Below are 24,096 nucleotides of genomic sequence, written 5' to 3'. Positions count from 1 at the left end.
CACCCTCCTGCCATTATATGCAGGCTGGTTAAAGTTGGTGCCAGATTAATTTCTTCTTAACTTTCCTGCCTTATCATTAATCATTCTTATCAAGTTGGTATTTCTTTCCGGCACAGCCGTTTCTTCCATGGGCTTTCACTGTATATAGTGCCTGATCCGCCAGATTCAGCAGTTCATCAGGATCTATTCCGTCGCAGAAAGTCTCATTACAGTATCCGATCGATACCGTCAGGATATCAGAACCTGGATGTTTCTCATGATGAATCTTCTCCTGTTTTAGCCCTTCAGTTACCTGTTCAATATACGCTTTTACTTCCTGATCATCCATATTTACACACAGACAGACGAATTCATCTCCTCCGTAACGGCTGATATAGATTCCTTCCATAACATTATGGGACAAAATCTGGGCTACTTTACGTAAAACCACATCTCCCTGGAAATGACCATAGTAGTCATTATACTGTTTAAAATAATCCACATCCAGCATGATATAACCCAGGGTCTTCAGATTCTCTCTGTGTGTCATCTTAGTTACCAGTTTATTAAACGACCTCCGGTTATACAATCCGGTTAGTTCATCAAGCTGACTGGCATTTTCCAGCGCCTTTCTTTGCTGAATCATATGTTCATGCTCCATCGCTGCCTGATGGATCTGAATCCTTGAAAGCATACTTTGTGAACGCATCTCATCTTCAATCGCTGTAATCTTCCTGACAATTATATAATAATCCTGATATGCCTGTCCCAGCTCATCTTCTTCCTGGTACTGCTGGTAATATTTTATTTTAAGGATCTGAATGCGATACAATAATGACAGCGATACATCATATTCGAATTTCTGTATAATATCCAGCAATTTCTTACAGCGTTCCCTGTCACCAATTTCCAGCATGTTTGCACACATACCTTCTGCCATATCACAGACAAAAAACTGGTCTTCCACATTCAGTAAGTCGTCTCCCATTAATCTGTCAGCTTTCTCAGCACATTTCTCCCGGTCTCCTGTCATAGCATAGTAAGCACACCAGCTGCACCCTAACCGGATACGGCTATACACACTGTCATCACACAGTTTTTCACATTTTACAAGAGCCTGTCTGGCACCGTCAGCATCTCCCAGATGTCCGCATACTTCCGCTAAATTAGTCAGATAACAGACCGCAGCCCCAATATTCTCCTCCTCCAGATTGTGCTCAATGTTCGTATATGCCAATTCAAAATATGTCCTGGCTGTTTCCCAGTCTTCTCTGCAGGCAAAGGAATATCCGATATTATTATACAGCTTTCCTGCCATACTGATATCTCCCAGCTTATCTGCCAGTTTCTTACCGTCTAAAAAGTAAGACAGCGCCGTCTGGTCATCATTCAGCTTCTGATAATAGAGCCCGGCGCAGTTACACAGCACCAGCATCAAGTCATCAAAACCATAATCTTTGCATAATGTACTTGCCCGCAGGAGAAAAAAACCACAGCTGGAATACTCTCCCAATGCCAGGTGGCAGTCCACTAAATATACATTTGCAAACGCACAGCCATAGGTGTACTGCTCCGCTTCTGACACATCCAGTAACCTTTTACAAAGCTGCCGTTCTTCTTCCAGATCCGTAAATCGAACCTCCAGAATTCTCTCCATCAATTTCGTTTCATAAGAATCTAATTTCTTTTTTCTGCTCATAATAAATCTACTCTTTTTCTGGAATATGTGTTGCGGCCGGAGCGCTTACTCTGATAGAGCGCCTGGTCTGCAAGCTGAAACAATAAATGCATTTCTACCTGCGCTTTGTCTTCACCTGCCGCATAGCCAATAGAAAGGGTCACTTCATTGCTGCAGGGAGACTTATCATGTGGCAGAGCCTTAGAATGCAGGCTGTCCCTGACACATTTAATAAAATTTTCTATCTCCTCCACCGCTAATCCTTCACAAACACATACAAATTCATCTCCCCCATAGCGGCATGAAGAAATTCCGGTTTGTCTGTTTTCTATAAGGCAGCGGGCAATATCCTGGAGAACGAGATCTCCTTTTAAATGTCCGTAATAATCATTATATTCTTTAAAATAATCTACGTCCAGAATAATAATCCCCATGTTTTGCCGGACATTTTCACTGGTTCGGTCCCGCATCAAGGATTCTAAATACCTGCGGCTATATACACCCGTTAATTCATCCACATTCACTTCCCGCTCTAAGGTTTCCTGTTCCGACTGCATAATTTCCTTCTGCTGTACCAATTGGTCCAGATGAATCTTTGATTTCATAGCATTTACAATCACATTATTTACCTTCGCCCGAAATCCCTCATTTTTCTCATAAAACCTGTGATATACCTCTGTGTGTTTTGAAACCGGCTCGAACAAAAACTCATAGCGGATCGTTGTTTCCTCAAGAGCCTGCATCTGATCCACTCCAGCTTCAACGCAGTTAACCTGCATAGCCTTTAGAAAATGTTTTGCATAATGGGCATTATTCAAATCCATCATTTTTTGTGTCAGGGTGTGATAAGTCTCGAATGCCGACAGCATGTCTTCATTTATAACTTCCTGGCTCCGGAGTAAAAAGTCTGCATATTCAAATGCTTTTTCATTTTCACCTACCGCAGCATAGTAGAGGCACCAATTCTTATATCCCAGTACCTTCTTCTGCCGGGAATCCGATCCTGTCTGATCATACTCTTCAATAAATTTTCTGGCATCCGCATATTGATTCATAAGTAAAAACACCTCAGACAGATTGCCCAGTATTGAGAGTAAGACCGGGCTTTCCTCTAATACTGACTGCAGCCGATATGCTTTCAAATAATAATTCAGTGCCTGTTCATAACATCGATGACGCTGAAATGCAAATGCCAGGTTGTTCAATACCACACATTCTCCTGCCGCATCATTCAGCCGCTCTGCCACTGTAATTGCTTTCAGGTAATATTCTATGGAGTTTTCTTCATCACCACGCATATCATGATAGATCCCGAACAGACTATATACCCGCAGATGAAGATCGTCCCAGTTATGATTTTCCAGGATCAGACTTTGCGCTCCCTGCAGGCACTTTCCTGCATTCTCTTCATCATAAACCGCAATATAGTAATCCCCCAGGTATGTCAGTGCAAATGCTTTACCATAGGAATCATTACATTTTTCTGACCAGTCCAGAAGTTCCTGGCACAGCCTCTTTTCTTCTTCCAAATCCGTATAACGAATTTCCAAAATTCGGGACATGATCTTTCTCATGCCGTGATTTAAATATTCTGTCATTCAATTGGCCTCTTTTAGTGATTTTGTTCTGTATAGTGACAAGCAGCCAGATGGCCGCCGGAGATCTCCTTTAATGCAGGTTTTTCATTCATACAACGTTCCTTTGTCCGCTTACAGCGCCCTGCAAAGGGACACCCTTTGATTGACCCGGCAGCTAAAGACATATCATCTGCCTCCGTGCGCTTGCCGCTTATGATCTGCTCCCGGGAATCTACTGTCAATACCGACTCCAGCAAAAGTCTGGTATAAGGATGCTGCGGGGTTCTATATATTTCTTTTGTTCTTCCAATCTCCATTATGTGTCCCAGATACATAACAGCCACGCGGTCAGATATATAATGTACCATATTCATATCATGAGCAATAAAAACATAGGTTAATCCGATCTCTTTGCCCAAACGTTTCAGCAGATTCATAATCTGGCTCTGAATAGACACATCTAATGCGGCAATCGGTTCATCGCATATCAGCAGCTCAGGCTCCAATGCCAATGCACGTGCAATTCCGATACGCTGTCTCTGTCCGCCGGAAAATTCATTGGGAAAGCGTCCGGCATGAGCTGTCTGCAGCCCCACTGATTCCAGAAGTTCAAAGACCCTGTTTTCTCTCTCTTTTTTCGTTAATCTGTTCTGAATGACCAGGTTTTCAGCAACAATATCTCCCACCGTCATCCGGGGATTCAGGGACGAATATGGATCCTGAAAGACCATCTGAACTTTGTTTGCAAATGCAAGCCGGTGTTTTCTCCGCTTTAAATCAAGTTTTTCTCCATGGAAGTACAGGTTTCCTTCTACCTTTGGATAAACACCCATTATGACTCTGGCAAGTGTAGATTTACCACAGCCTGATTCTCCAACAATACCCAGTGTTTCCCCTTTATTAATCTTCAGATTCACATCCTGCAGCGCCTGAACTCTTCGTTTGTCATTTATCGTAAAGCCCTTGGAGACATGTTCTAACTGAAGTAATGGTTCCATTATGAATATCCTCCTTCTGGGTTATCCCGGTGATAAAGCCAGCAAGATGTCCTGTGTCCATCCTCTATTTCAATTTCAGGCGGATCCGCCAGATGACAAATCTTCATACAAGCTTCACAGCGCGGCGCAAAGGAACACCCTTGCGGCAGCTTGTCAAGATCCGGCGGGGCTCCATTAATTGCACGGAGTTCCTTATCCTTTTCCAGGTTTGGCAAACTCTCAATTAGGCCGCGTGTATAGGGATGTGCCGGTTTTTCAAACAACCTTCCAACATCACTTTCCTCCACAATTTTACCTGCATACATAACCGCAACTTTATCCGCAACATTTGCTACGACGCTCAGATCATGGGTTATCATTAATACAGACGTATGCAGCTCTGTCTGCATTTTTTTCAGTAGAGCCAGAATCTGCATTTGAATGGTGGGATCAAGTGCCGTTGTTGGTTCATCTGCAATCAGCAATACCGGACTGCATGCCAAAGCCATGGCAATCATGGCTCTCTGACGCATTCCTCCTGAAAACTGATGTGGATACTGCTCTGCACGCAGGGATGCTTCCGGTATCTGTACCATTTCCAGCAGCCGAACCGCTTCTGACTTACACTCAGCAGACGTTTTTTTTCCATGTCTGCGCAGAGTTTCTGTCACCTGTTTTCCAACCTTCATGGTTGGATTCAGATATGTAAGCGGATCCTGAAAAATCATGCCTGCCAGCTTCCCTCGTATTTCAAGCATCTCTCTCTCAGAAGCAGCAAGAATATCTCTTCCACCAAGCCAGAGCTCTTCTGCTGTCATATCCCCCCCTGATACATCATTGAGTTTTAAAACAGATTTTGCTGTCACACTCTTTCCACATCCGCTTTCTCCTACCAGCGCCAGAATTTCTCCTTTTCTAACCGACAAAGATACCCCCCGTACAGCATCCAGATTCCCATAACGCTGTTTAAATGACACTCTCAGCTCTTTTATTTTCAGCACTTCGTCCATGTGTAATATGTCTCCTTATCTTAGGATCCAGAATATCCTGTAATCTGTCACCCAGAAGATTGAACGCCAGCATAAGCAGACAGATGTATATTCCAGGCACTGCTAACTGCATCGGATATGTCTGAAACACACCGATGCCTTCATTTGCCATGACCCCCAGAGAGGGATAAGGCGGTGCAACTCCCATTCCGAGCATAGATAAAAACGCTTCGGTAAAAATAATCCCAGGTATATCCAGAGTAGCATTAACAATAATAATTCCAAACATATTTAGGAGCAGATGTATAAAAATAATCCGTCCTGCACTGGCTCCCATTATTTTTGCTGCCACCACAAATTCCTGATTTTTCAGCGATAACACCTGACCTCTTACAAGTCTAGCCATACCTGTCCATCCAACAAGGGAATACGCAATAATCAAGGAACCGATTCCTCTTGGCAGAACTGCCATCAAAAGCAGGACAATTACCATATAAGGTATACCGCTAACTACCTCCAGAAGACGCATCATTATATTGTCAGCTGCTCCTCCCATATATCCCGAGATACTGCCGTATGTAACCCCCACAACACAGTCAATCAATGCCACGGCACCTGCCACAGTCAGCGAAATTCTTGCACCATACCAGAGCCTTACGAATATATCACGTCCTAAATGGTCTGTACCAAATATATGAATCAATCCATTGACCGGATCTCTGCTGAAAAATGACTGATTCGCAAAAGCGACATTCTGTGCCGCATAATCAAACGGACTCAGAAAAGGAATCAGCACCGCTCCCAGGATCATTGCCAGAAGGAGAATCAGAAAAAAACCAGTTGACGGGCTGCTCAGGAAAAGCTGAAATGTTTCCTTACCATAGCTTGGAACAGTATGTATGGCATTCTCTTTCTGCTTCGGTTCATTCTTCGCTACCCGCTCAAAATACTCAGCCGGTATCTTGCCATTTTCATCCTTCAATTTCAACACCTCCCAGCCTGATTCTCGGATCTACGAGACTATGAATGACATCTACAACCAAATTACAAAGTACCAGGAAAATACCAAAAAATAAAGTTGTACCCACAATAACCGGATAATCATTTGCCCGAACAGAATCGACAAAATACTTTCCAAGTCCCGGGATTGCAAAAACATTTTCAACCGCAAAAGTTCCAGTAAGCAATACCGCGGTCATGGGACCAAGTACTGTTATTACAGGCATAACAGCATTTCGGAGGCAATGGCTGAAAATAATTTGCTTTTTACTAAGCCCTTTCATTCTTGCTGTCGTAATATAATCCTTTTCCAGTACTTCCAGCATACTGGAACGCATAAGCCGGCTGATAATTGCAATCGTACCAAATGCCAGCGAAAAAGAGGGCAGTAACTTACTGCTTTCTCCTTTCCACCCAATGATGTCGAATACATGCATACCGGTAATCTGATACAGCTTAACCCCAAGAAAATATTGCAGTAGAGCTCCCAAAATAAAAGAAGGGACCGACACACCCAGTAATGCTATGATCATAATTCCGGTATCCCAGGCTTTCCCTCGTTTAACCGCTGCCATGATCCCCAGTAATAAGCCAATCAGAACCGCAAAGATCAGGGAACGGATTCCAAGTTCCAGGGACACCGGAAATGCACCGCCGATAATATCGGTGACCTGTCTGCCGCTTACAAGAGAACTGCCAAGGTCTCCCCTGCATACATTCCCAATATAAATAAAATATTGTTCAAAGACCGGCTTGTCCAGCCCGTACTTTGCCGTAAGGGCGGCCTGGATAGCCGGTCTGATTGCTTTATTTCCCGAGAACGGATTCCCGGGAAGCATATGCATTAATAAAAATGTTATGGTTGTCAATACCAGTACTGTAAAAAAAGCATATATGATCCTTTTTACCACATATTGAGCTTGAAAGCGCAAAATTTTCACCTCTGCTCTCTGCCTTACCGGGCATTAATAGACGCACCGTCACACACGTTGAAATACTGGAACGGCGTACGTACCAGACCCTCCACTTTGTCTGACACTGCATATGTAGTACAGGTAAAATACAGCGGCCCCATCGCCATATCATCTAACAATAACTTTTCTGCCTGAATCATCAGTTCCTGTTTTTTGCCGGCATCACCTTGCTCATCTGCATCTGCCAAAAGCCTGTCATACTCAGGATTGGAGTATTTCCCCATGTTATTGACATTATCACTGGCGAAGTATTCCAAAAATGTCATTGCAGTATTCTCAGTCGGCCCGTTTGCCTCAATGCTTATATTAAAATCTCCATTTTCTTTCGCTTCCTGAAGTGCTTTCCATGCCTGGGCATTAATCGTCACATCAATACCAAGATTTGTCTTCCACTGCTGCTGGATATATGCCGCCTGATTCTGGCTGTAAGACGTATCCACAACATCCAGTGTCAGCTTTATATCTGCGGCTGCTATTTTCAATTCCTCCAGAGCAAGTTCCATATATTTTTTTGCATTTTCCAAATCATATGCGAACAGGCTGCCACGTGCACTGGCATAGCTTTTCTCTCCGGCACCTGCAATCATCTCCGGCACGAGACCATCTGCTGCAACAGACCCGTCTGCAATCACATTATCAAGAAGACTCTGTGTATCAATGGAATAAGCCAGCGCTTTCCGAATATTTTCATTAGCCAGATACTCATTCTCCATATTAAATCCGAGATACCACGTTCCCCCGTCAATATAGGTATGAATTGCTTTTTCATCTTTATCTTTCACCTGTGCAATCTGCTCACTGTAAATATTGCACAGATCAATTTCTCCGGTTGTAAAAGCATTCAGCCGGGTATTCGTATCGCCGATCATAGCCAGCTTGACCTTAGGAATCCTGATATCAGAAGCATTGTAATAATCATCCCACTTTTCCAGCATCATATGGTCATCATGGGTCCATTCCGTCAGCCTGTACGCCCCGTTCGTAACCATCTTATCCGCATCTTTTCCATATTCCGCAGCACCAATTTCTTCATAAGCCTTTTGATTCATCGGAAAATACATGGGCAGTGCTAAAAGGAACAGGCCATCCGTCATAGGATGTGACCATTCAATCTCCAATGTATAATCATCTCTCACCTTAATTCCCAGTTCCGATTCATCTGCCTGCCCATTATAAAAAGCTTCTCCGTTTTTAATATTCTCATATAAAAACGAAGCCATGAATGCACCTGTATCCGGCTTCATCTGGGTTACCCATGCAAAATAAAAATCCTTTGCGGTAACCGGTTCACCATTGGACCACTTTGCATTCTGCTTTAAGTAAATAACATATTTCGTATTATCTGCACTGATGTCCCACTTTTCTGCCAAGTCAGCCACCGGCTCGTCATTTTTATCCAGTCTGGCAATACCAGACATGCAGTGTGACAATATACTCATGGCAACCGCATCACACACAAGGATGGAGTTCATCTCAACAGGTTCTGTGGTAATGTCTAACACGACGGTATCTTCATCCGTGGTGCCCGGGAATGCACCTGCTTTCTTCTGAACCGCCTTCTCCTGACCCGTTTGATCTGTATTCACCTGATCTGTTTTGCCTCCGGCACTGGTATTGCCGCAGGATACTAAATTGAACACCACGATCAAAATCATTGCAAATGCCAGTAATTTTTTCTTTCTCATAATTTACTTCCCCTTTTTCTAATTAATGTAGAATGGAAATTTATGTATTTGGGGTAATTATAGCATTTATTGAAATGTGTTGTCAATTTATACATGGAGGAGTTTTATGGGGTTTTATGGGGTGGGAAATACGGAAAATAGCTGTGCAAAACGATGCGCATCCTGCCGGAAAAGTGAATACCTTTGTAAAAGTAAAACTTTCATACTAAATATCATCATAGTATACTTCTTTGTTCATATAAATCTTTTCCCGCTTAGAATCATAGTACATACTTGATTGACCTATAATCGGAGTGATATCATATCTGTCAAAGTTTAATCCATATTCCTCCTGTATAAATTCAATAAACTCCATAATGTCTATTTTCTTCAACTTTTTCATGATAAACAAAAAGAAATCAGCACGCGTAAACTGCCTTCCTATGTGACTAAAAAGGAAACCACCGCCTACTTTACTATAACGAATCTCCTTATTACCGCGTAATAAGGCTCCATAAAACCAATCGTCATAACCAAGCTTATCCAATTTACTTGTAAATCCGTTTTTTCTGATAGATTTTATTGAAAAAAACTCTTCGTTATCATATTGTGCCGCATCAAATGCATATTGTTTTAAATCTTCTTGCGATATATCCGGTGCCTTTTCACTAAAACTTCCATAAGTCAAATACTTATTTTTTTCAAATTCCAAAATATCACAATTAATGCGCATGCCCTCCAGAACACCTGCAAAATTTTGATTATACTTAATACGTCTGTCAAACATGTCAAGATCCGTAATCTCATCCTTAAGTAAAAGTGCTTTAAAATACTCCTCTCCATTCGGATAAGTATTTTTTATAACATAATCAATATACACCTGAAATCCCATAGTTTTTAGTGTATATGGATTTACTTTTTCCTTATCTCCTTTTGGGAATGTTTCCATGTAGATATTTTCAATATCTTCGATAAAATAAAAGTCTTTTATAAGTTTATTCCCCATTATTTTATATTCAGCATCTGACATAATCTTATAGTCCACAGAAAACATACCGTTATTGTAATATTTATTGATAAAAGGTGTAAAGTTAGCCAATGCTGTTTCGCTTTTGACACCAAATTCTTCCTCATATGCCTTACCAAAAGCATAAAACTCAATCGGTGCAACTCTGTATAAAAATTCTACGGTCTGCTGTTCTCTGTCTGATTCTCCAATGGAAATAAATGGCATCCTTCCTAATGATAAGTTTATCGGCAATTTATCAATATTTTTCTTTATAATATTATGTAATTCATACTCATCCATAATATTGAATTCTTCCATTAATTCAGGATAAACATTAAACAGTTTCAGTGTAGAAATCTCCATGTTTTGAAATGAATCAAAACCTAATTCTGCAAACAACCTGTCAAGATCATATTCCTGCATATTATAATATCTAATCCGGTGTCCGTATTTGCTAAGAACATAGCATTGATCATCCATCCTTGCCTCAAAGGCTCTTTCTGTGGGATATAACAGCCGCTCAACATTCTCTAATCCATTCATTTTCAGAAAATCCATATATAGCTGATAATATTCTGAAATAGTACACTCCTGATCACTATAATTTATTTCAAGTAACTTCCTTATTATAGCTTCTCTTTTTATTGGGATATATTCTCCACCGATTACTACACAGTATTTATACATTTCTTTTACTGCCTTTTGTGCAATTATACCTGAAATATGCTCATCATTTAGTAATTCTTCTAACCCCTTAGAACCTTTTTTATAAGTTCCTTTAAGATAGTTAAACGATTCTTCTGACAAACTAAATATGTTCTTAAACTCTTCCTTCGTAATGTCATAATTTTCGAACCAATATTTAAAGTCATCTTCTCTAAGCTTCGGCATATTCTCAATTGCCTTTTTTGTAATCTGTCTTACTCTTTCTCTAGTTATCCCTATAATGCTGCCGGTCTCTTCCAGAGTCATACCCTTTAATCGACACATTAAAGCTGTTTTTTGATTTCCTTCCTCCATCCGATCCGTATAATCCTGAACTGTTAAAAGATGATATTGCAATCCATCATCTGTATAATCCACCTTATCTTGGGCTTTAAGCTTCTCAATTATTTCCATAAAAATATCAGATGAACATAGTCCAAAGGGCAGCATCTTCTTTAATGTATCCATTGGTACTATTGCAGTTTCCTGAAGCAAAGAGCAAATATAGTTTTCAAACAGCTTAAAAATTGAAACATCTGAAAATATTTTATTTAATAAATTTCTATTTCCCCATACCATTTCTATATCGGATTCCAGTAAATCCCTATTCTTATATACAATGACCTTTACCTGGTTACTATATATCGCATCATCAAGATCCGGACAATTTATTTTTATATCTTCTTTAATTCTATTAGAATACAGATCAATGAGATGACTATGTTCATCCGCCTTATATTGAATACAGATAATTTCTTTAAGTTTATTTAAAATTTCTTCTCTGGTGCCAGCCCCCATTCCTTTTACTTCCAAAAAATCTTTATAATCCGTGTTCACGATAGACTTTGCCGTCATATATTTATTTCTTAATAAAGCTCCCGTAGCTCTTGCAGACATCCTCATATCATTCACGTCAATATCGTTCATAATAAAACCATTTGAGTCGTAAAATAAAGTATCATGAACATCTTCCGAAATTGTTGTTTCATCCAGATAATGCAGAACCTTGATTTTCTTCTCCTGAGTAGTATTGTTATGTTTATTGAAATTAACGTTCTTTTCTAAGACAACATCATTTATTTCTGCTTCCAGGTTTAAATCAGTTTCTATTTCCCCCAGAATAGATTTTTTTATAACATCTAATATTTCTACAGCAACATATTTATCAATAGAATCTATACCTAGTATCTCTTCTATTGAAAGCTGCATTAATTCACCTAAATTACTAATATTATATTTCTTTATTACGTTAAACGTATTTGATGAAAACCCCAGCTTGTCTATTAATATATCTTTATTTTCCCCAATCATGATATTACTCCTTTAAAAGTTATTTACATATCATAGTTTATTAATTTCCATCAAATAGTATCGCAAATGCTCTTAGAATAAGCTTTCTGCATGAGAAGTGCCACAGTTTCCACATGCGGTGAAAGTTGTCTTTTATACTACACGGCAAAAGGTTCGCCCTAACGTTTTGTTATAGAATGCCTGATTTGGAGTTTTACTCCTCTTACCCTTGTGATAATTTTTTACCCCTCTTGGTAAGAATTTTACCCCCTTTTCCCCACCTTAAATAACGAATAAATACGCTTCATTATTCTTCCCACACATCCTTTATCCTTTTAGGTACCATTGATACCTTCTTCCAGGCAAAAAGTACATTCAAATAATTCTCTTCTACAGTCATCACAATATATTGGTTCTTGAACTATGTCGTCTGCATCTACTACTTGCACGCCACAATTTGTACAATTAACAATCTTATTCATCGCTCCACAACTAAGACACATTCCATAAGGTGCATAATCATTATTTACACATATATATTTCTCTCTACATTCACAACACTCTAGTTCATCGGAAGCAATAAATGTAATACCTCCAAACAATTTTACTAATTCACGTTCAGTATCTACTTCATCATGTACGATTTTTAATGACTTCTCATCAAAATTTTTCTTTCGCCTCCAATATTCCATCAGTTTAATAGTATCACTCTCTACTTTGGTAACACTATCATCAAATTTCACCTGAACAATGTTAGGTCTATTAAAAGCTGTACCAGAAAATATAGCTTGTCCAGGTGATAAAATACTAAGCATTGCTATACTCATCTCATCTATAAAAGGCACTGTATTCTTTATAATGTCTATGTCTCTGGGATTAACCAATTTATGAATCACATAATTGTGAGACTGCGATAATAAAGTCGGTGTAATATCACTAGGTCTTTGAGTTGCCATTGTAAGAAATACCCCAAACTTTCTGCCTTCTTTGATGATGCTTTCAAAAGTATCAATGCATGTTTTGGCAATGGCATCTTCTTTATCAATATTTTGCGCTGATAAATAATTGTGAGCTTCATCAACAATCAAGTGCAAAGAAAAATTCTTTTCCTTAGAATTAAGTAAAAAATCATATAGCTTTGCACATAAAAACGTTACGATTATTCTTCTAATATCCTTTTTTGCTCTGCTCACATCGCATACCAGTATATGTTCTTTTTCAAATAAGCAATCTAATACATTTTTCTTATCACCCACTATATAAGGTAAAAAAATCGCTTTAAAATCCTTTTTATTTGAATTAAATCTTCCTATCAAAGGGCTTGTATTATTTTCATTAATATTATACTTATATGTTCGATACAAATGTGTAATATTAAGTAAAAACCCCATATCTTCGACAGAAAAGTTTTCTTTAATTGATAAAGTCGTATACTGGTTTACCTCATTGCAAATTACATGCGTATAATCAGTATAAAAATCTCCACTATTTACAATCATGAACTTATTTCCATTAATTGTATATCTATCAAAAATACTAAAAATATTCTCGATTTCTTTATAATAATTATCATCAAAAAAATAAAAATCCTCTTTTATACTATTAATTGCACCGAGTTTATTTGTTGTATTTGCATTCGAATTTAATATCCCAATTATGGATTTTTTTAGTTCATCTAATAAGTATTGAGCTATATTGGCCTGCTCTTCTTTAACAAATATATTTTTAATAACTCCATTCCAAACAGTCTTAATTACCGGATATTGTGTCTTTTCTGTTGCCTCAAGCAACAATTTCCAATCCTCACTTTTCAATAAATTTAAAGGAATATGTATACTGTTTTTACCAGCATTTCTTGTATCTAAAATTTTGTTTAATTTATTATTGGTAAATGCTTTGGTATACTCACCGTTTGTATCAACAAACAGAAAATAGCTGTTTTTTGTATTAATATTATCAAATAATTCTGTAAAAATGGTATTAAGTGTATTAGATTTTCCACTACCAGTATTCCCTACAACCAAAGAATGACTTGCAAAGAATTTATTGATATCTATATAAAAATCCAAATCCTTTTTATATAGATATTTCCCTACATTAATAGAGACACTGTATGATGTCCCGGAATAGATTTTCAACAGTTCTTTATCCGAAACAGTATAGGCATTATCAAATATATTAGGTGTCTCGCCACTATTTCCTTGTCTAAACTCATTTCCTTCAAAAAATCCTATAACTTTACAAATGACAATTCTATTACTTGCAATTTTAATAGATACTTCTTTTTTATCTGATTCAAGTATAGTTTTCTCATTTACTATTTCATATATAATATCTTCAATCTTTAAAAAACTTCCAACACCCGCAATTCGTACAGGATTACTATTGATAACAATGTACGGTGTCTCCAATTCCTTATTTATAGCTACACTTATGATAGTATTTGATACTTCTATTACCTTGCCGATATACATATCAATCATCTTTATCGCCTCCTCGAAGCTTTAGCAACAATTCAGCAACATCATTAAATTTATACTCTGTATTTACGACTATAACATTTTTATAAGCGTAATATTTCTCTTTTAAACGTGTTATCTCTCCACTTGTTGCACAGAAAATAATCAGATGAAATGTATTTATTGTCAATGCATTTTCAATTATTTTATTGATATGCTCATCTCCCATAGACATTCCCGTCACAAATAATGAAGTTTTTTCCTGACATAAACGATTTGAAAATTCTCTCATTAACGCCGAATAACTTATGATTAAATTAGTGTTTTTAAATTTATCTACAGAAGGATATATTATTTCCGGCAAAAATTCCTGTTCATAGGGGTTTCTCTCAACCAGTTCTTCATTTTTCATACACCACGATAGAGAACCATGTATCTTGAATAAATTCATATGATTAGGTGTTACTTTTATATTTGAATGGTTAATTTGAAAATTATCTACAAAATCATAATTATAATAGGCCAAATTGAATTTCCTATTTACAATTCCCTCAAATCCAGAATAATAATGAATGTTCTGTGCTTCCATTGCCATTTCATTCATCATGTCATAATTGGTTGTAAAAATATTAAAGGTCTGATTTTTTAAACCGTTTACCTCTTTTAAATTTTTAAGACCATTGTAAAATGCAATATAAGTTTCTAATACGGTGTCCTTATCTGATTGCTTCAATCGATTTCGAATTAATGATCTAATTAAATCTCTCTGTTCTTCAACCTGGTTTTTTAATGACATATTTACAATATATAAATCAACCCCCTCCAATACAGATAAAAATTTTTCTATATTAGCATCCTTAGCAAATAGATATGTATCATATAATTCTGATACCATCTCCCCCATCCCCACTGGTATAATCGAATCTTTTTTTATTCCACTATAAAAATCAATCACATTTGTATTACTTTTTATGTAATCCAGTAAATCCCACATTAATGGATAATTCACTTTACCAACAACTGGGTTATATGATGTTCCTGCACCAAGCAAAAAATTTATATTTGTATTTTTCATTAAAATTTTTATGAGTTCTAATTGCTCCATCTATGCCACCTCTTCATTCACGTTTACCGATATATTAAATGTTAATTTTTTAAGCTTCCATTTAGATTATCTCCTTACCTAATTTTAGAATTCCCTGTCTGTTTTACATGAATTTCGCATTGAAAATTAACCATTCATGGTTATTTACATACAAAGTGCACAAATCCTAGCCAGTTAGTTTCTCAATTACCTAACTATTGGATATACCCCTGCAATGCGACACCTACCACATAGTTTTTGTACATATAACAATTTCCCAACTATTTCGGCGACACAGAACTTTACTCCAACAATTAGCATCTTCTCGTTAGCTTCTTTTCACAAGCATACATTCATGTCTATATAAATTCGGATGTTTATTCACCCTTTCCGTCTCCATTTAATCAAGCATTATATTCTTCTATAAGCAGACTGTTATTCCGGTATTACTAGATCGCTATCTACATATAGAATCTGGCTTTATCTTCTCCGCTATCCTTTGCCCGGAAGCTTTACTTGTAGAGCTAGGCAGGCTGTTGATTTAAACATACTTATTCCATTTTGTATTAATCCTCTATTAAGGATAAATAATTTTTAAAGATTTGTTTTTTTAAACTTTCAATTTCACTAATCCCAATTAAATAAGCTACTTCCTTGTACACTATGCTTAATTTATCTATTGTATATTTTCTCCCAGAAACTTTTGTAAATGGTCCATCACTCTCTATAAATAATTTGTCTAATGGAATTTGTTTTATAATTTGTTTTCCATTTTTACTTCCTATCATGTTTGAATTAATAGAAAAATAGCAACCCAACTCAATAAACATTTCCAACCATTTTTTATTTCCAGAATACCAGTGCAATATTTTTTTTCTATTCCCATTCTTTTTTAATATCCTATACACTTCCTCTTCCGCCACACGACAGTGAATAGACATAATTTTTTCTTTTGAAATTTTGCATATATAATCAAATATTTCCATCTGTTTATCTTTATAAAACACATATTCCTTAGAAAAGTCCAAACCAACTTCTCCAACATACTTTGTATATTGTAAATTTCTTATAAATGATGTTTTTCGAAAGTTCACTTTTCCCACGTTTTGCGGATGAAATCCAACTCCAAATTGAACATACTTCGTTGGTTTGTACAGTTCTATGCATGATTCATATATTTCTGGTTGATTTGTAACACAAAAGGTATGCTGCTCCATTTGATTTATAAGGTTATATACTTGCAGATGATTTGAATAAAAATCAAGATGAAAATGCATATCTATTAACTTACTCATCAATCCCCTCCTCTATGAATTGAAGTAATTCATTTCCGTTTAACTGTGCTTGCTCTTTTATAAAATCATACAATTCACTCATTGATTTCATGTATACATCCACAAACTTTTCTATATCTTTCATGCTCATACCACCAAGTGCAATTAACCTTTGAGTATAATAATCCTTGCTGCCATATTTCAAATGATTATGAACTGCTAATAACACAGCTTTCAAATCTGTTGTTTTTCCAGTATCTGGATTTGAATACCTTTCATTTTTTGCAAATGCCATACTTATTTTATAACCTTCTTTAAATTTCTCCAAATACTCCTCTGATACATTAATTCCATTCAAAGACGATCTACGAATTAAACATGGATAGCAATATCCACAATTCCTTGGACGTCCTTTAATTCCCTTGTCTGCACGCATTGGGTGTGAACAAGATATTGTATTTCCTGCCCCCCTTTTAAATGCATTTGTCATTTTGACGCTTTGGACTATTTCCCCCTTTGTCTTATATGCAAAAAAATTTTCAATCGTATGTGGGATTAGAAGAATCTGTAAAAGATCATTTAATGCATTAATAAAATATACATGCGTAGTTCTTGTGCTACAACTCCCTCTTCTACTTGGCGTCAATGGAATATTTAATCCTATAAAACCATTTTCCGGAATATAAACCGGAACTTCTTCTCCAACTTGTGATGCAACTGCTAAAGCAACTGAAAGGAAAAGAAAAGATCTACTTCTACTCGTATTTTCAATATATTTTGTTTTTAAATCTTCATCTATGTTATAAGGAATTCTAGCATCAGTGTTAAAGAGTACCATATCTAATCTTCTATTGGGATAACTTTCCTTAAGAATTCTATGTAACGCATAAATTCTATTTCCTAATGCATTATATTCTCTGCAACCAACAAAACAAATATTTTTCCCTTTTTCCAACAAATTTATTGCACCTGAATAGGAATCTAAACCACCAGAAAATAGAGAAACAGCATCAAATTTTCCCTCTATAAAATCATACTTTTTTTTAGTAGCAAAATTTCTAAATTTTGAATCTGTTTTTCTAAAATTCACCGTCCATATATCACCACTTAAAAAATTTAATATATCTTCTAATTTTATCTGAACTGCATTCCACTTTGCAAATTCCAAAACTGGTATTGAAATATGTATCTCTCTAGTCCAATTATCCCCCACTTCTCCTGCCCGAATTCCTATACGTGGTATCCTTTTATCTGCTGCATAGACACTTGCTGCCAATGTTATCAAATCTTCATAAATCTCATCCAGACTCTCATTGTTAAATCTTCTCCAAATTTCTTCAAAGTTCACCTTTAGGTTTGACTTAGGTCCTTCATCCAGCATGTCAAATCTAATTGCATTTTCAAATTCATTAATTGGATCTATTTTTTCTGCTTTATTAATCCATACTTTCATACAGTCCCTCCATTTTCTTTAAATCTGCATAACACTCTTTACAGATGGCTGAAATATACTCCTGACCTTCTTTACTCGTATAATCTAAATCAAGTTTCTTTTCTAACTGAATGTCTGCCATTATTCTATTTTCTATTGCAGAACTGACATCATCCATAACACGATCGTAGTCTTTAGATAGTTCTGAATTTGTAAATATTTTTTCAGCAAAACAAGTTTCAAAATTTTTTATAGCAAATTGAATTATAAACTCCGTCAAAAATTCTTCGCTATTGATTTGTTCAAAATCTTTAAAAGTCTCTATGTCAAGTCTTTTTAAAGTTTCTGATAAACTTTCGCGTATGATCTGCATGTCAGTCGTAGAAAAATCTCTGGCAAAATAATCTATAAGTCCTTTATATAATTCATTACCGTTTTTATCCAACAATGAATCTAACCCTATATTCTTAGCTGCATTTTCTGCTCCATATTTATTGGCTGCACTTATGAAATTCATAAGTCCGCCCGCCACTATAGAAATATTGCTTTTCCCAAGATGTGTTGACATATAGGCATCTGCATATTTAGAAATCGCTTTACTAATTCCTGCACTGCCTCTTGAATCTTTCATCATTCTAGTTACGGCTCCTTTAGCCTGGCGCCACTGTTCATTTTTCGGTGGTATATAACCTTTAGATGTACCCATATATGTCCTCCTACTTTTCTTTCACTATAATTTCTACTATACTTTGATCCAGGCCCTTATTTTTTAAAGATTCAACAACATCAGAAAATCCTGATTTATCAACCTGGTACATTGAACTTAAAACAGTTGCAGTTTGCAAATTGATTTCCGTAATCTTCATCTTCTTTAATACATCCTTAATTTCGCTTCTGTAGTCAGAATAACAAATGTAGATTGGTTGCATCTTTTCTAGTAATTTGCAATTTTTTCGGAATTCCTCTATAAGTGCGTCCAATATTTTTGTATATTTAATTTCCTTATTATCTTTTAGCTTCTCCACTGTCCTACCATAATCCGTAGCACGCTTTGATTGCAAGATTTTGTTAAATATCGTCAGCTCTACTTTCCCTAAAGAATCTGATACACTTACATTTATATCTAATGATTCCCTAGTCAAATAGAAATATTTAAGCAATTTTTTTTCATATAAATCAATAGGATCTGATTTCAACCATCTTACTATTTTTTCATCAGACCACTTCCGGTATTCTTCAGGCAATTCCTCATCGTTTCTCGAAATACTTGTTATACTTTCTAACTCTTTTATTTTAGGATTTTTCTGGTTCTCTACAGCCCATTTATACAACTCTTTAAAGCGGCCCGTATCAATATATTCTAAAGCCATTAATTTAGCTAAAATTGCATAATTAAATTCTTTATCTGTTTTGTAATATATTTCAGCCAAATTCTTTCTTATCAAAAATGAATTCAAAAACCTTTTAGCCTGCCTTGGATTACCTTTTAACGTACTTGCAATTACATCACTTGTTTTAGCAATAATTTCAAACATTCTTTCAAATTCATTTATTGTTCCACACTCTAATACTGAATCGTCATAGTGCTCAAATGCTGATTTTACAAATTCCAAGTCAATTTTTACTCCGTCTACGAAAATGTTCGCCTCTTTAACTTTACTCAAAAGAATCTCAAGTTGATTTGCCTTTATTGATGGAACACCTTTAGATAAAAAAAGTTCACATATTAACAATAATAAATAATTTTTTATGTCTGTTTCAGATAACTCCGGAATATTTATAGGTAATTGAATAATCTTTTCGATATAGCTATCTGAAAAGTCTTCGGAACCTTCCGTTATTTTAGGATATTTATTTTCAATAGAATATTTCATAACCTGACTATCTACTGCTATAATAAAAGTTGATTTGGGAACAGACAAAAACAATTTAACGGCTTCCAATGTTTCTATTACGCGCTCCGGAGTACATCTATCCAAATCGTCAATCATAACAATTAAATTATCTATATGAGATTTATCAATTAAATCACTGAATTCTTTTCTAAAAAGTCGAATATTTTCAACAGCAGTATCTTTATTTTCTTCTACTTCTTTCTCATTCCAAACTTGTTTAATGTCATCCAATATTTCTTTTCTTTTTGTTTTTGAAAAATATTGTGCCATTGTAAGTGTAGCAGTTGCTGGATTTATTGCGCTCATAATCAAAGGCATCCCATGTCTTATTGTGGCTGCCCCCAATTTCATAAAATTAATTCTTCCAATCAACCCTTTTATGTCATCTTTAAGTTCTTCAAAAGCAGGTTGGTTGTCCATAAGAGCTCGTAACAAACTTTCCATAATTGCGCTTTTGGCATCATCATAGCCCTCAAACACCCATGAATTCAATGATACACAGACAAATTTTTTCTTTGTTACATCTCTTTCATCAATATTCTTTTCCACTAATTTTAACAATGTTGATTTACCAGCACCCCAACGACCAAACAATCCTATTGTCAATGGATTCAAACGTTCATTTGCCGTTATATTCGTAATTAACTCTGCAAAAGGACTATATGCCAATAAATCAATGGGAGATTCTTTATCTAACCACATAAATTTATTCCTTTCCCACTTTTTATTTATATTATATAACCCCCATCCATTTTCGACAACATATTTTTACATATTAAACAAATAGACCAACTAAAAGATTCATTCTCTAAATTGGTCTATATTTTCATTTTTAACATTTCCACTCAATCTCCGTCCCATCCAAGAACACCATCGTAACCATGCCACTCTCATACACCTTGATATAATCCACCGTCCTAAGCATCAAATCTATATTAAGTTTCTTTATTGGCTCTGCATCCTTCGTAACCTCCATAAAGTCCATTGCCCGGAACCTGGCCAGCAAATCCTCTCCCTGTATTTTTTCTTCCCACTCCGGTACCAGTATTTCTCTACTTTCCAACAGCCGATTCCATGCCAAGATATAAATCTTAATAAGCGTTTCCTCATCAATATGCCTATTCGTACAACCCATAACCCCTTTCACTTTATACCGTACACTGCACTGCCAAACCTTCCGGTCACCCTCCGGTGTCCGCCACCCCTTCCTTGCAAAAGCTTTTCCACACTCTCCACAGATAATTTTACTTGAAAAAGGATTTACTTCCGTATTCTGTGAAAACCGAGTAATGTTATGCTCTGCCAGATACTGCTTCCTACGCTCTGTCTCCAACTGCACACATTTCCAAATCCAGTCTTCAATGATTTCTTCATGGTCATCCTCAATATAGTACTGCTGAATCTCCCCTTCATTCTGTACCCGCTTCTTAGTAAGGAAATCTGTTGTATAACTTTTCTGCAGTAAAGCATCCCCTTTGTACTTCTCATTCTCCAGCATACTGGCAAGAGTAGTGGACTGCCATTTTGTACCGCCATCCCAATTCTTCACGCCTTCACTCTCAAATATCCTTTTGATATAATCTGTTGTTTTACCATGCAGGTATTCCATAAACAGCCGTTTTACAATCACAGCCTGCTTCCGATTTATAACCAATTTACCATTTTCATCCCTGTCATAACCAAGGAACCGTTTGGTACTCATCTTATGCTGCCCCACTTCAAACCTATCTCCCCGGAAGGGACTGCAGATAAATACCTTTTTTTGTTTTAGCATCCTACTTCCTCCCTTTTTGTCTTCCTGATTTTTCATACATTGCTGCCTGACCGGATTCATACTCTTTCATCTCCCAGTCAATCCGCATCAGCTTTTCTGCCAGATTCTTCGCAACGATACTGATTGCCTGCAAAATACCGATTAATTCCTTGGAATTTTCCATAAAAGTTCTGCTCCTTTCTTCAAAGTCCTGATGGGCATTTGATTTACCCTTCTATTTCCCGTAATGACACTTTTGGGAAATCTGGCAATGAAAACCAAATCTTTTTATAAAAACAGTTCGACATTTTTCTCTCTATGGCAGATTTTCCAAATATCTACACGTCAAATCCCCGGTCTCTGAAAAATGCCCGCAGCTTCTCCAGTGCCTTGTCCTTTCTAAATGCCAGTGTTCTCCGTTTCTGTCCGCTCGCTCTGGCAATCTCGCTGACTGATAGCTCTTCACTAAAAACTTTGGAAACCAGCTCTCTTTCGTCTGGAAGTAACGACTCCATGGCCTCTTCCAGAACATCCAGCAGTATCTTCTTTTCCAGAATTTCATCTATATCCGGCTGTGAGCAATCCGGTATACCCATGCTTTCAGAAAAGCCATCACTCCAAGCCTCATAAGATTCTTCCATATAGCCTTTTTCTTCTTTTGCATCCCGGTTTCTCTGCTCCCGTTTCTTCTGCTGCCACCATGGGCGGTAATAATTCTGATATTCCTCTTCGGTTACTTCCATTTGGATTTCTTCTTTACCTGATTTGATTGAGATTGTTCTTTTAGACATAAAGCGTTCCTTTCTTTACGCTTTCATAAAGCTAAGAACACTCCGCATAGATGTGGAACAGAATTTAAGACGGCAAAAGGCCGGAGCAAGCTAAGGTTAGTAGCTTTACTCCGGCCTTTCGGTGACTCAACTGAGCGGTCCCACTCGCTCGGTAGTTACATTATTTATTTTTTACTATGGAATGAACATGGAATACTACCTTTACTATTTTTTTGCAGTGCGGGCATTTCATCTCCACTGTAACATACGTTTCTTTTTTGACTGGACCGGCTGTCATCTCACAGAGACGCCGTTCACATAGCGGACATAAAATCTTACACATAATCGTCTCCTTTCGCTGTTATTTTGAGCCTAAGATGTCCAACTCTGATGTAATTGAATAAAATTGTCTGCTATATTTTGGCAATTTAATTCCATGAACTTCCATGTATAGTCATAGTATTTTCTATTTTTAGTGTTTTAAAAAAAGAAACAATCAGATTTGTATTTCTAACTGTTTCTTAGTGTAGATCCAACCTTTTATTTCATTTATTCTCTAAATCTTTTAATGTAATCCCAGCACTATTTTTCCAAGTAGCAGGACCGCTGACGCTATACCCTAATAAAAAACCTGCTGCAGCCGATGAGCTTGAAAACAAAAGATCTTCTGTGGTTATCAGTTCTTTAATCTTTCCATCCTGAAACATCTTTTCTCTGAGTTTTACTACTCCTGCAGATAGCGATTTTACAGAAGTTTTCTCATTCACAATACTCCCTGCCAAAACAACAAATCCTTCAGCAGTAACTACACCTTTTGCTGATAATCCCCCTGCTTTAATATACAACGCATCTTCTTCTGTTATAGAAATATCCTGCTGTACCACAGGTTCAAACACTTTATAACCAAGAGCATTTATCAGAACCCTGACATTCTCAACAAACTCTTCCATTACAGCAATTTGTGATTCCTTCATTACTGTATTTTTATATGTATTTTTCGTGAGAATATCATAGCGTTTACATTCACGTGCTATCTCAACAAACCTATTCTCAAGATAACGGATATGGGCTTTGTTCAAATCACGGCCTACAAATATTACCGCTGTAGTCCAGTAATACTTCTCTTTATCTGCCTGATAGTCTCGCATATGCTGAATTAGTCTGTCCTGAACATTCTCTGCCTCACCTATATAAACAGAATCACTTTTTCCCTCTTCCTTGCAAAATAGAAGATATACTCCTGGGCCCATGAGTTCAGACCTTTTCGCATCAGAGACTTCAATCCGGGGAATCTTAATTGCTTTTCCGTTCCAATTCGACAATTCAGCCGTGACAAGGCTGTCTGCCGTTCCATTTACCAGAAATAACTCTATAGATTTACCATATGCCATATTTACCACCTCATTCTGTTGAATTGTAGGGAGAACTTCCCAAGAATATTTCTAAAGAACTGCTTATTTATATATGATTATTGTATTAGATTATAACTTTTTTTACAAGGATTATCCTGTATTTCCCAACTACTGTTTTTATTAAGCTATTGCATTAATGAAGAATGGACTTGCCTTGAAATATTTCCCTCAAACAA

The 24,096-nt window shown here is 36.7% G+C and carries 19 protein-coding genes; all 19 read right to left on the bottom strand.

Annotation, left to right across the window (positions count from 1 at the left end; all coding sequences use genetic code 11):
• Window positions 1-76: 76 nt before the first annotated feature.
• The 19 genes from CD03_RS0108635 to CD03_RS0108540 all read right to left on the bottom strand — a co-directional run bounded on the left by CD03_RS0108635 (window position 77) and on the right by CD03_RS0108540 (window position 23,899).
• Window positions 77-1,678 (bottom strand): GGDEF domain-containing protein, encoded by a 1,602-nt coding sequence (locus CD03_RS0108635; protein WP_027293299.1) that lies wholly within the window; start codon window positions 1,676-1,678, stop codon window positions 77-79.
• Window positions 1,675-3,255 carry a GGDEF domain-containing protein gene (locus CD03_RS0108630; protein WP_027293298.1) on the bottom strand — a complete coding sequence of 527 codons (1,581 nt, stop codon included), beginning with the start codon at window positions 3,253-3,255 and terminating at the stop codon, window positions 1,675-1,677. The genes CD03_RS0108635 and CD03_RS0108630 overlap by 4 nt, the downstream gene beginning before the upstream one ends.
• 14 nt (window positions 3,256-3,269) lie before the next feature.
• Window positions 3,270-4,232 (bottom strand): ABC transporter ATP-binding protein, encoded by a 963-nt coding sequence (locus CD03_RS0108625; RefSeq protein WP_027293297.1) that lies wholly within the window; start codon window positions 4,230-4,232, stop codon window positions 3,270-3,272.
• The gene (locus tag CD03_RS0108620; RefSeq protein ID WP_027293296.1) at window positions 4,232-5,221 is read right to left on the bottom strand and encodes an ABC transporter ATP-binding protein; all 990 of its coding nucleotides are present in this window, start codon (window positions 5,219-5,221) and stop codon (window positions 4,232-4,234) included. Before CD03_RS0108620 ends, CD03_RS0108625 begins: the two co-directional genes overlap by 1 nt.
• On the bottom strand, window positions 5,178-6,182 hold the full coding sequence (locus CD03_RS32945; RefSeq protein ID WP_044289252.1) for an ABC transporter permease: 1,005 nt from the start codon (window positions 6,180-6,182) through the stop codon (window positions 5,178-5,180). The genes CD03_RS0108620 and CD03_RS32945 overlap by 44 nt, the downstream gene beginning before the upstream one ends.
• Window positions 6,172-7,110 carry an ABC transporter permease gene (locus CD03_RS0108610; RefSeq protein WP_242849069.1) on the bottom strand — a complete coding sequence of 313 codons (939 nt, stop codon included), beginning with the start codon at window positions 7,108-7,110 and terminating at the stop codon, window positions 6,172-6,174. Before CD03_RS0108610 ends, CD03_RS32945 begins: the two co-directional genes overlap by 11 nt.
• Before the next feature lie 44 nt (window positions 7,111-7,154).
• The gene (locus CD03_RS0108605) at window positions 7,155-8,858 is read right to left on the bottom strand and encodes a peptide ABC transporter substrate-binding protein (protein ID WP_027293294.1); all 1,704 of its coding nucleotides are present in this window, start codon (window positions 8,856-8,858) and stop codon (window positions 7,155-7,157) included.
• A gap of 205 nt (window positions 8,859-9,063) precedes the next feature.
• Entirely contained in the window at window positions 9,064-11,862 is a 2,799-nt protein-coding gene (locus tag CD03_RS0108595) for a DNA-directed RNA polymerase subunit alpha C-terminal domain-containing protein (RefSeq protein WP_027293293.1), read from the bottom strand.
• Between the two features lie 314 nt (window positions 11,863-12,176).
• Window positions 12,177-14,324, bottom strand: a complete 2,148-nt coding sequence (locus tag CD03_RS0108590; protein WP_027293292.1) for an ATP-binding protein — start codon at window positions 14,322-14,324, stop codon at window positions 12,177-12,179.
• Window positions 14,317-15,405 (bottom strand): SIR2 family protein, encoded by a 1,089-nt coding sequence (locus tag CD03_RS0108585; RefSeq protein WP_027293291.1) that lies wholly within the window; start codon window positions 15,403-15,405, stop codon window positions 14,317-14,319. Before CD03_RS0108585 ends, CD03_RS0108590 begins: the two co-directional genes overlap by 8 nt.
• 545 nt (window positions 15,406-15,950) lie before the next feature.
• Window positions 15,951-16,679, bottom strand: a complete 729-nt coding sequence (locus tag CD03_RS0108580; RefSeq protein ID WP_027293290.1) for a TatD family hydrolase — start codon at window positions 16,677-16,679, stop codon at window positions 15,951-15,953.
• Window positions 16,672-18,111: a Qat anti-phage system QueC-like protein QatC gene (gene qatC, locus CD03_RS32940; RefSeq protein WP_044289251.1), complete on the bottom strand. Its 1,440-nt coding sequence runs from the start codon at window positions 18,109-18,111 to the stop codon at window positions 16,672-16,674. Before qatC ends, CD03_RS0108580 begins: the two co-directional genes overlap by 8 nt.
• A complete protein-coding gene (locus tag CD03_RS0108570) occupies window positions 18,095-18,796 on the bottom strand; it encodes a hypothetical protein (protein ID WP_027293289.1) in 702 nt (233 codons plus the stop codon). Before CD03_RS0108570 ends, qatC begins: the two co-directional genes overlap by 17 nt.
• Window positions 18,797-18,806: 10 nt before the next feature.
• The gene (locus CD03_RS0108565) at window positions 18,807-20,687 is read right to left on the bottom strand and encodes a KAP family P-loop NTPase fold protein (protein WP_027293288.1); all 1,881 of its coding nucleotides are present in this window, start codon (window positions 20,685-20,687) and stop codon (window positions 18,807-18,809) included.
• Between the two features lie 130 nt (window positions 20,688-20,817).
• A complete protein-coding gene (locus CD03_RS32935; protein ID WP_242849068.1) occupies window positions 20,818-21,759 on the bottom strand; it encodes a recombinase family protein in 942 nt (313 codons plus the stop codon).
• 1 nt (window position 21,760) lies between these two features.
• Complete coding sequence (locus CD03_RS38225; protein ID WP_197041647.1) at window positions 21,761-21,922, bottom strand: hypothetical protein; 162 nt, start codon at window positions 21,920-21,922, stop codon at window positions 21,761-21,763.
• A gap of 154 nt (window positions 21,923-22,076) precedes the next feature.
• A complete protein-coding gene (locus CD03_RS0108550; RefSeq protein ID WP_027293287.1) occupies window positions 22,077-22,529 on the bottom strand; it encodes a DNA-directed RNA polymerase sigma-70 factor in 453 nt (150 codons plus the stop codon).
• Window positions 22,530-22,689: 160 nt separating this feature from the next.
• On the bottom strand, window positions 22,690-22,851 hold the full coding sequence (locus CD03_RS37755) for a hypothetical protein (protein ID WP_156042830.1): 162 nt from the start codon (window positions 22,849-22,851) through the stop codon (window positions 22,690-22,692).
• Between the two features lie 202 nt (window positions 22,852-23,053).
• Window positions 23,054-23,899 (bottom strand): GIY-YIG nuclease family protein, encoded by an 846-nt coding sequence (locus CD03_RS0108540; protein WP_027293286.1) that lies wholly within the window; start codon window positions 23,897-23,899, stop codon window positions 23,054-23,056.
• Window positions 23,900-24,096 lie beyond the last annotated feature (197 nt).

The sequence above is a fragment of the Robinsoniella sp. KNHs210 genome (genome assembly GCF_000686105.1).
Lineage (GTDB): Bacteria > Bacillota > Clostridia > Lachnospirales > Lachnospiraceae > Robinsoniella > Robinsoniella peoriensis.
The sequence above is the reverse complement of the archived record's forward strand: the minus strand, read 5'-3'. Positions and strand labels throughout refer to the sequence as shown.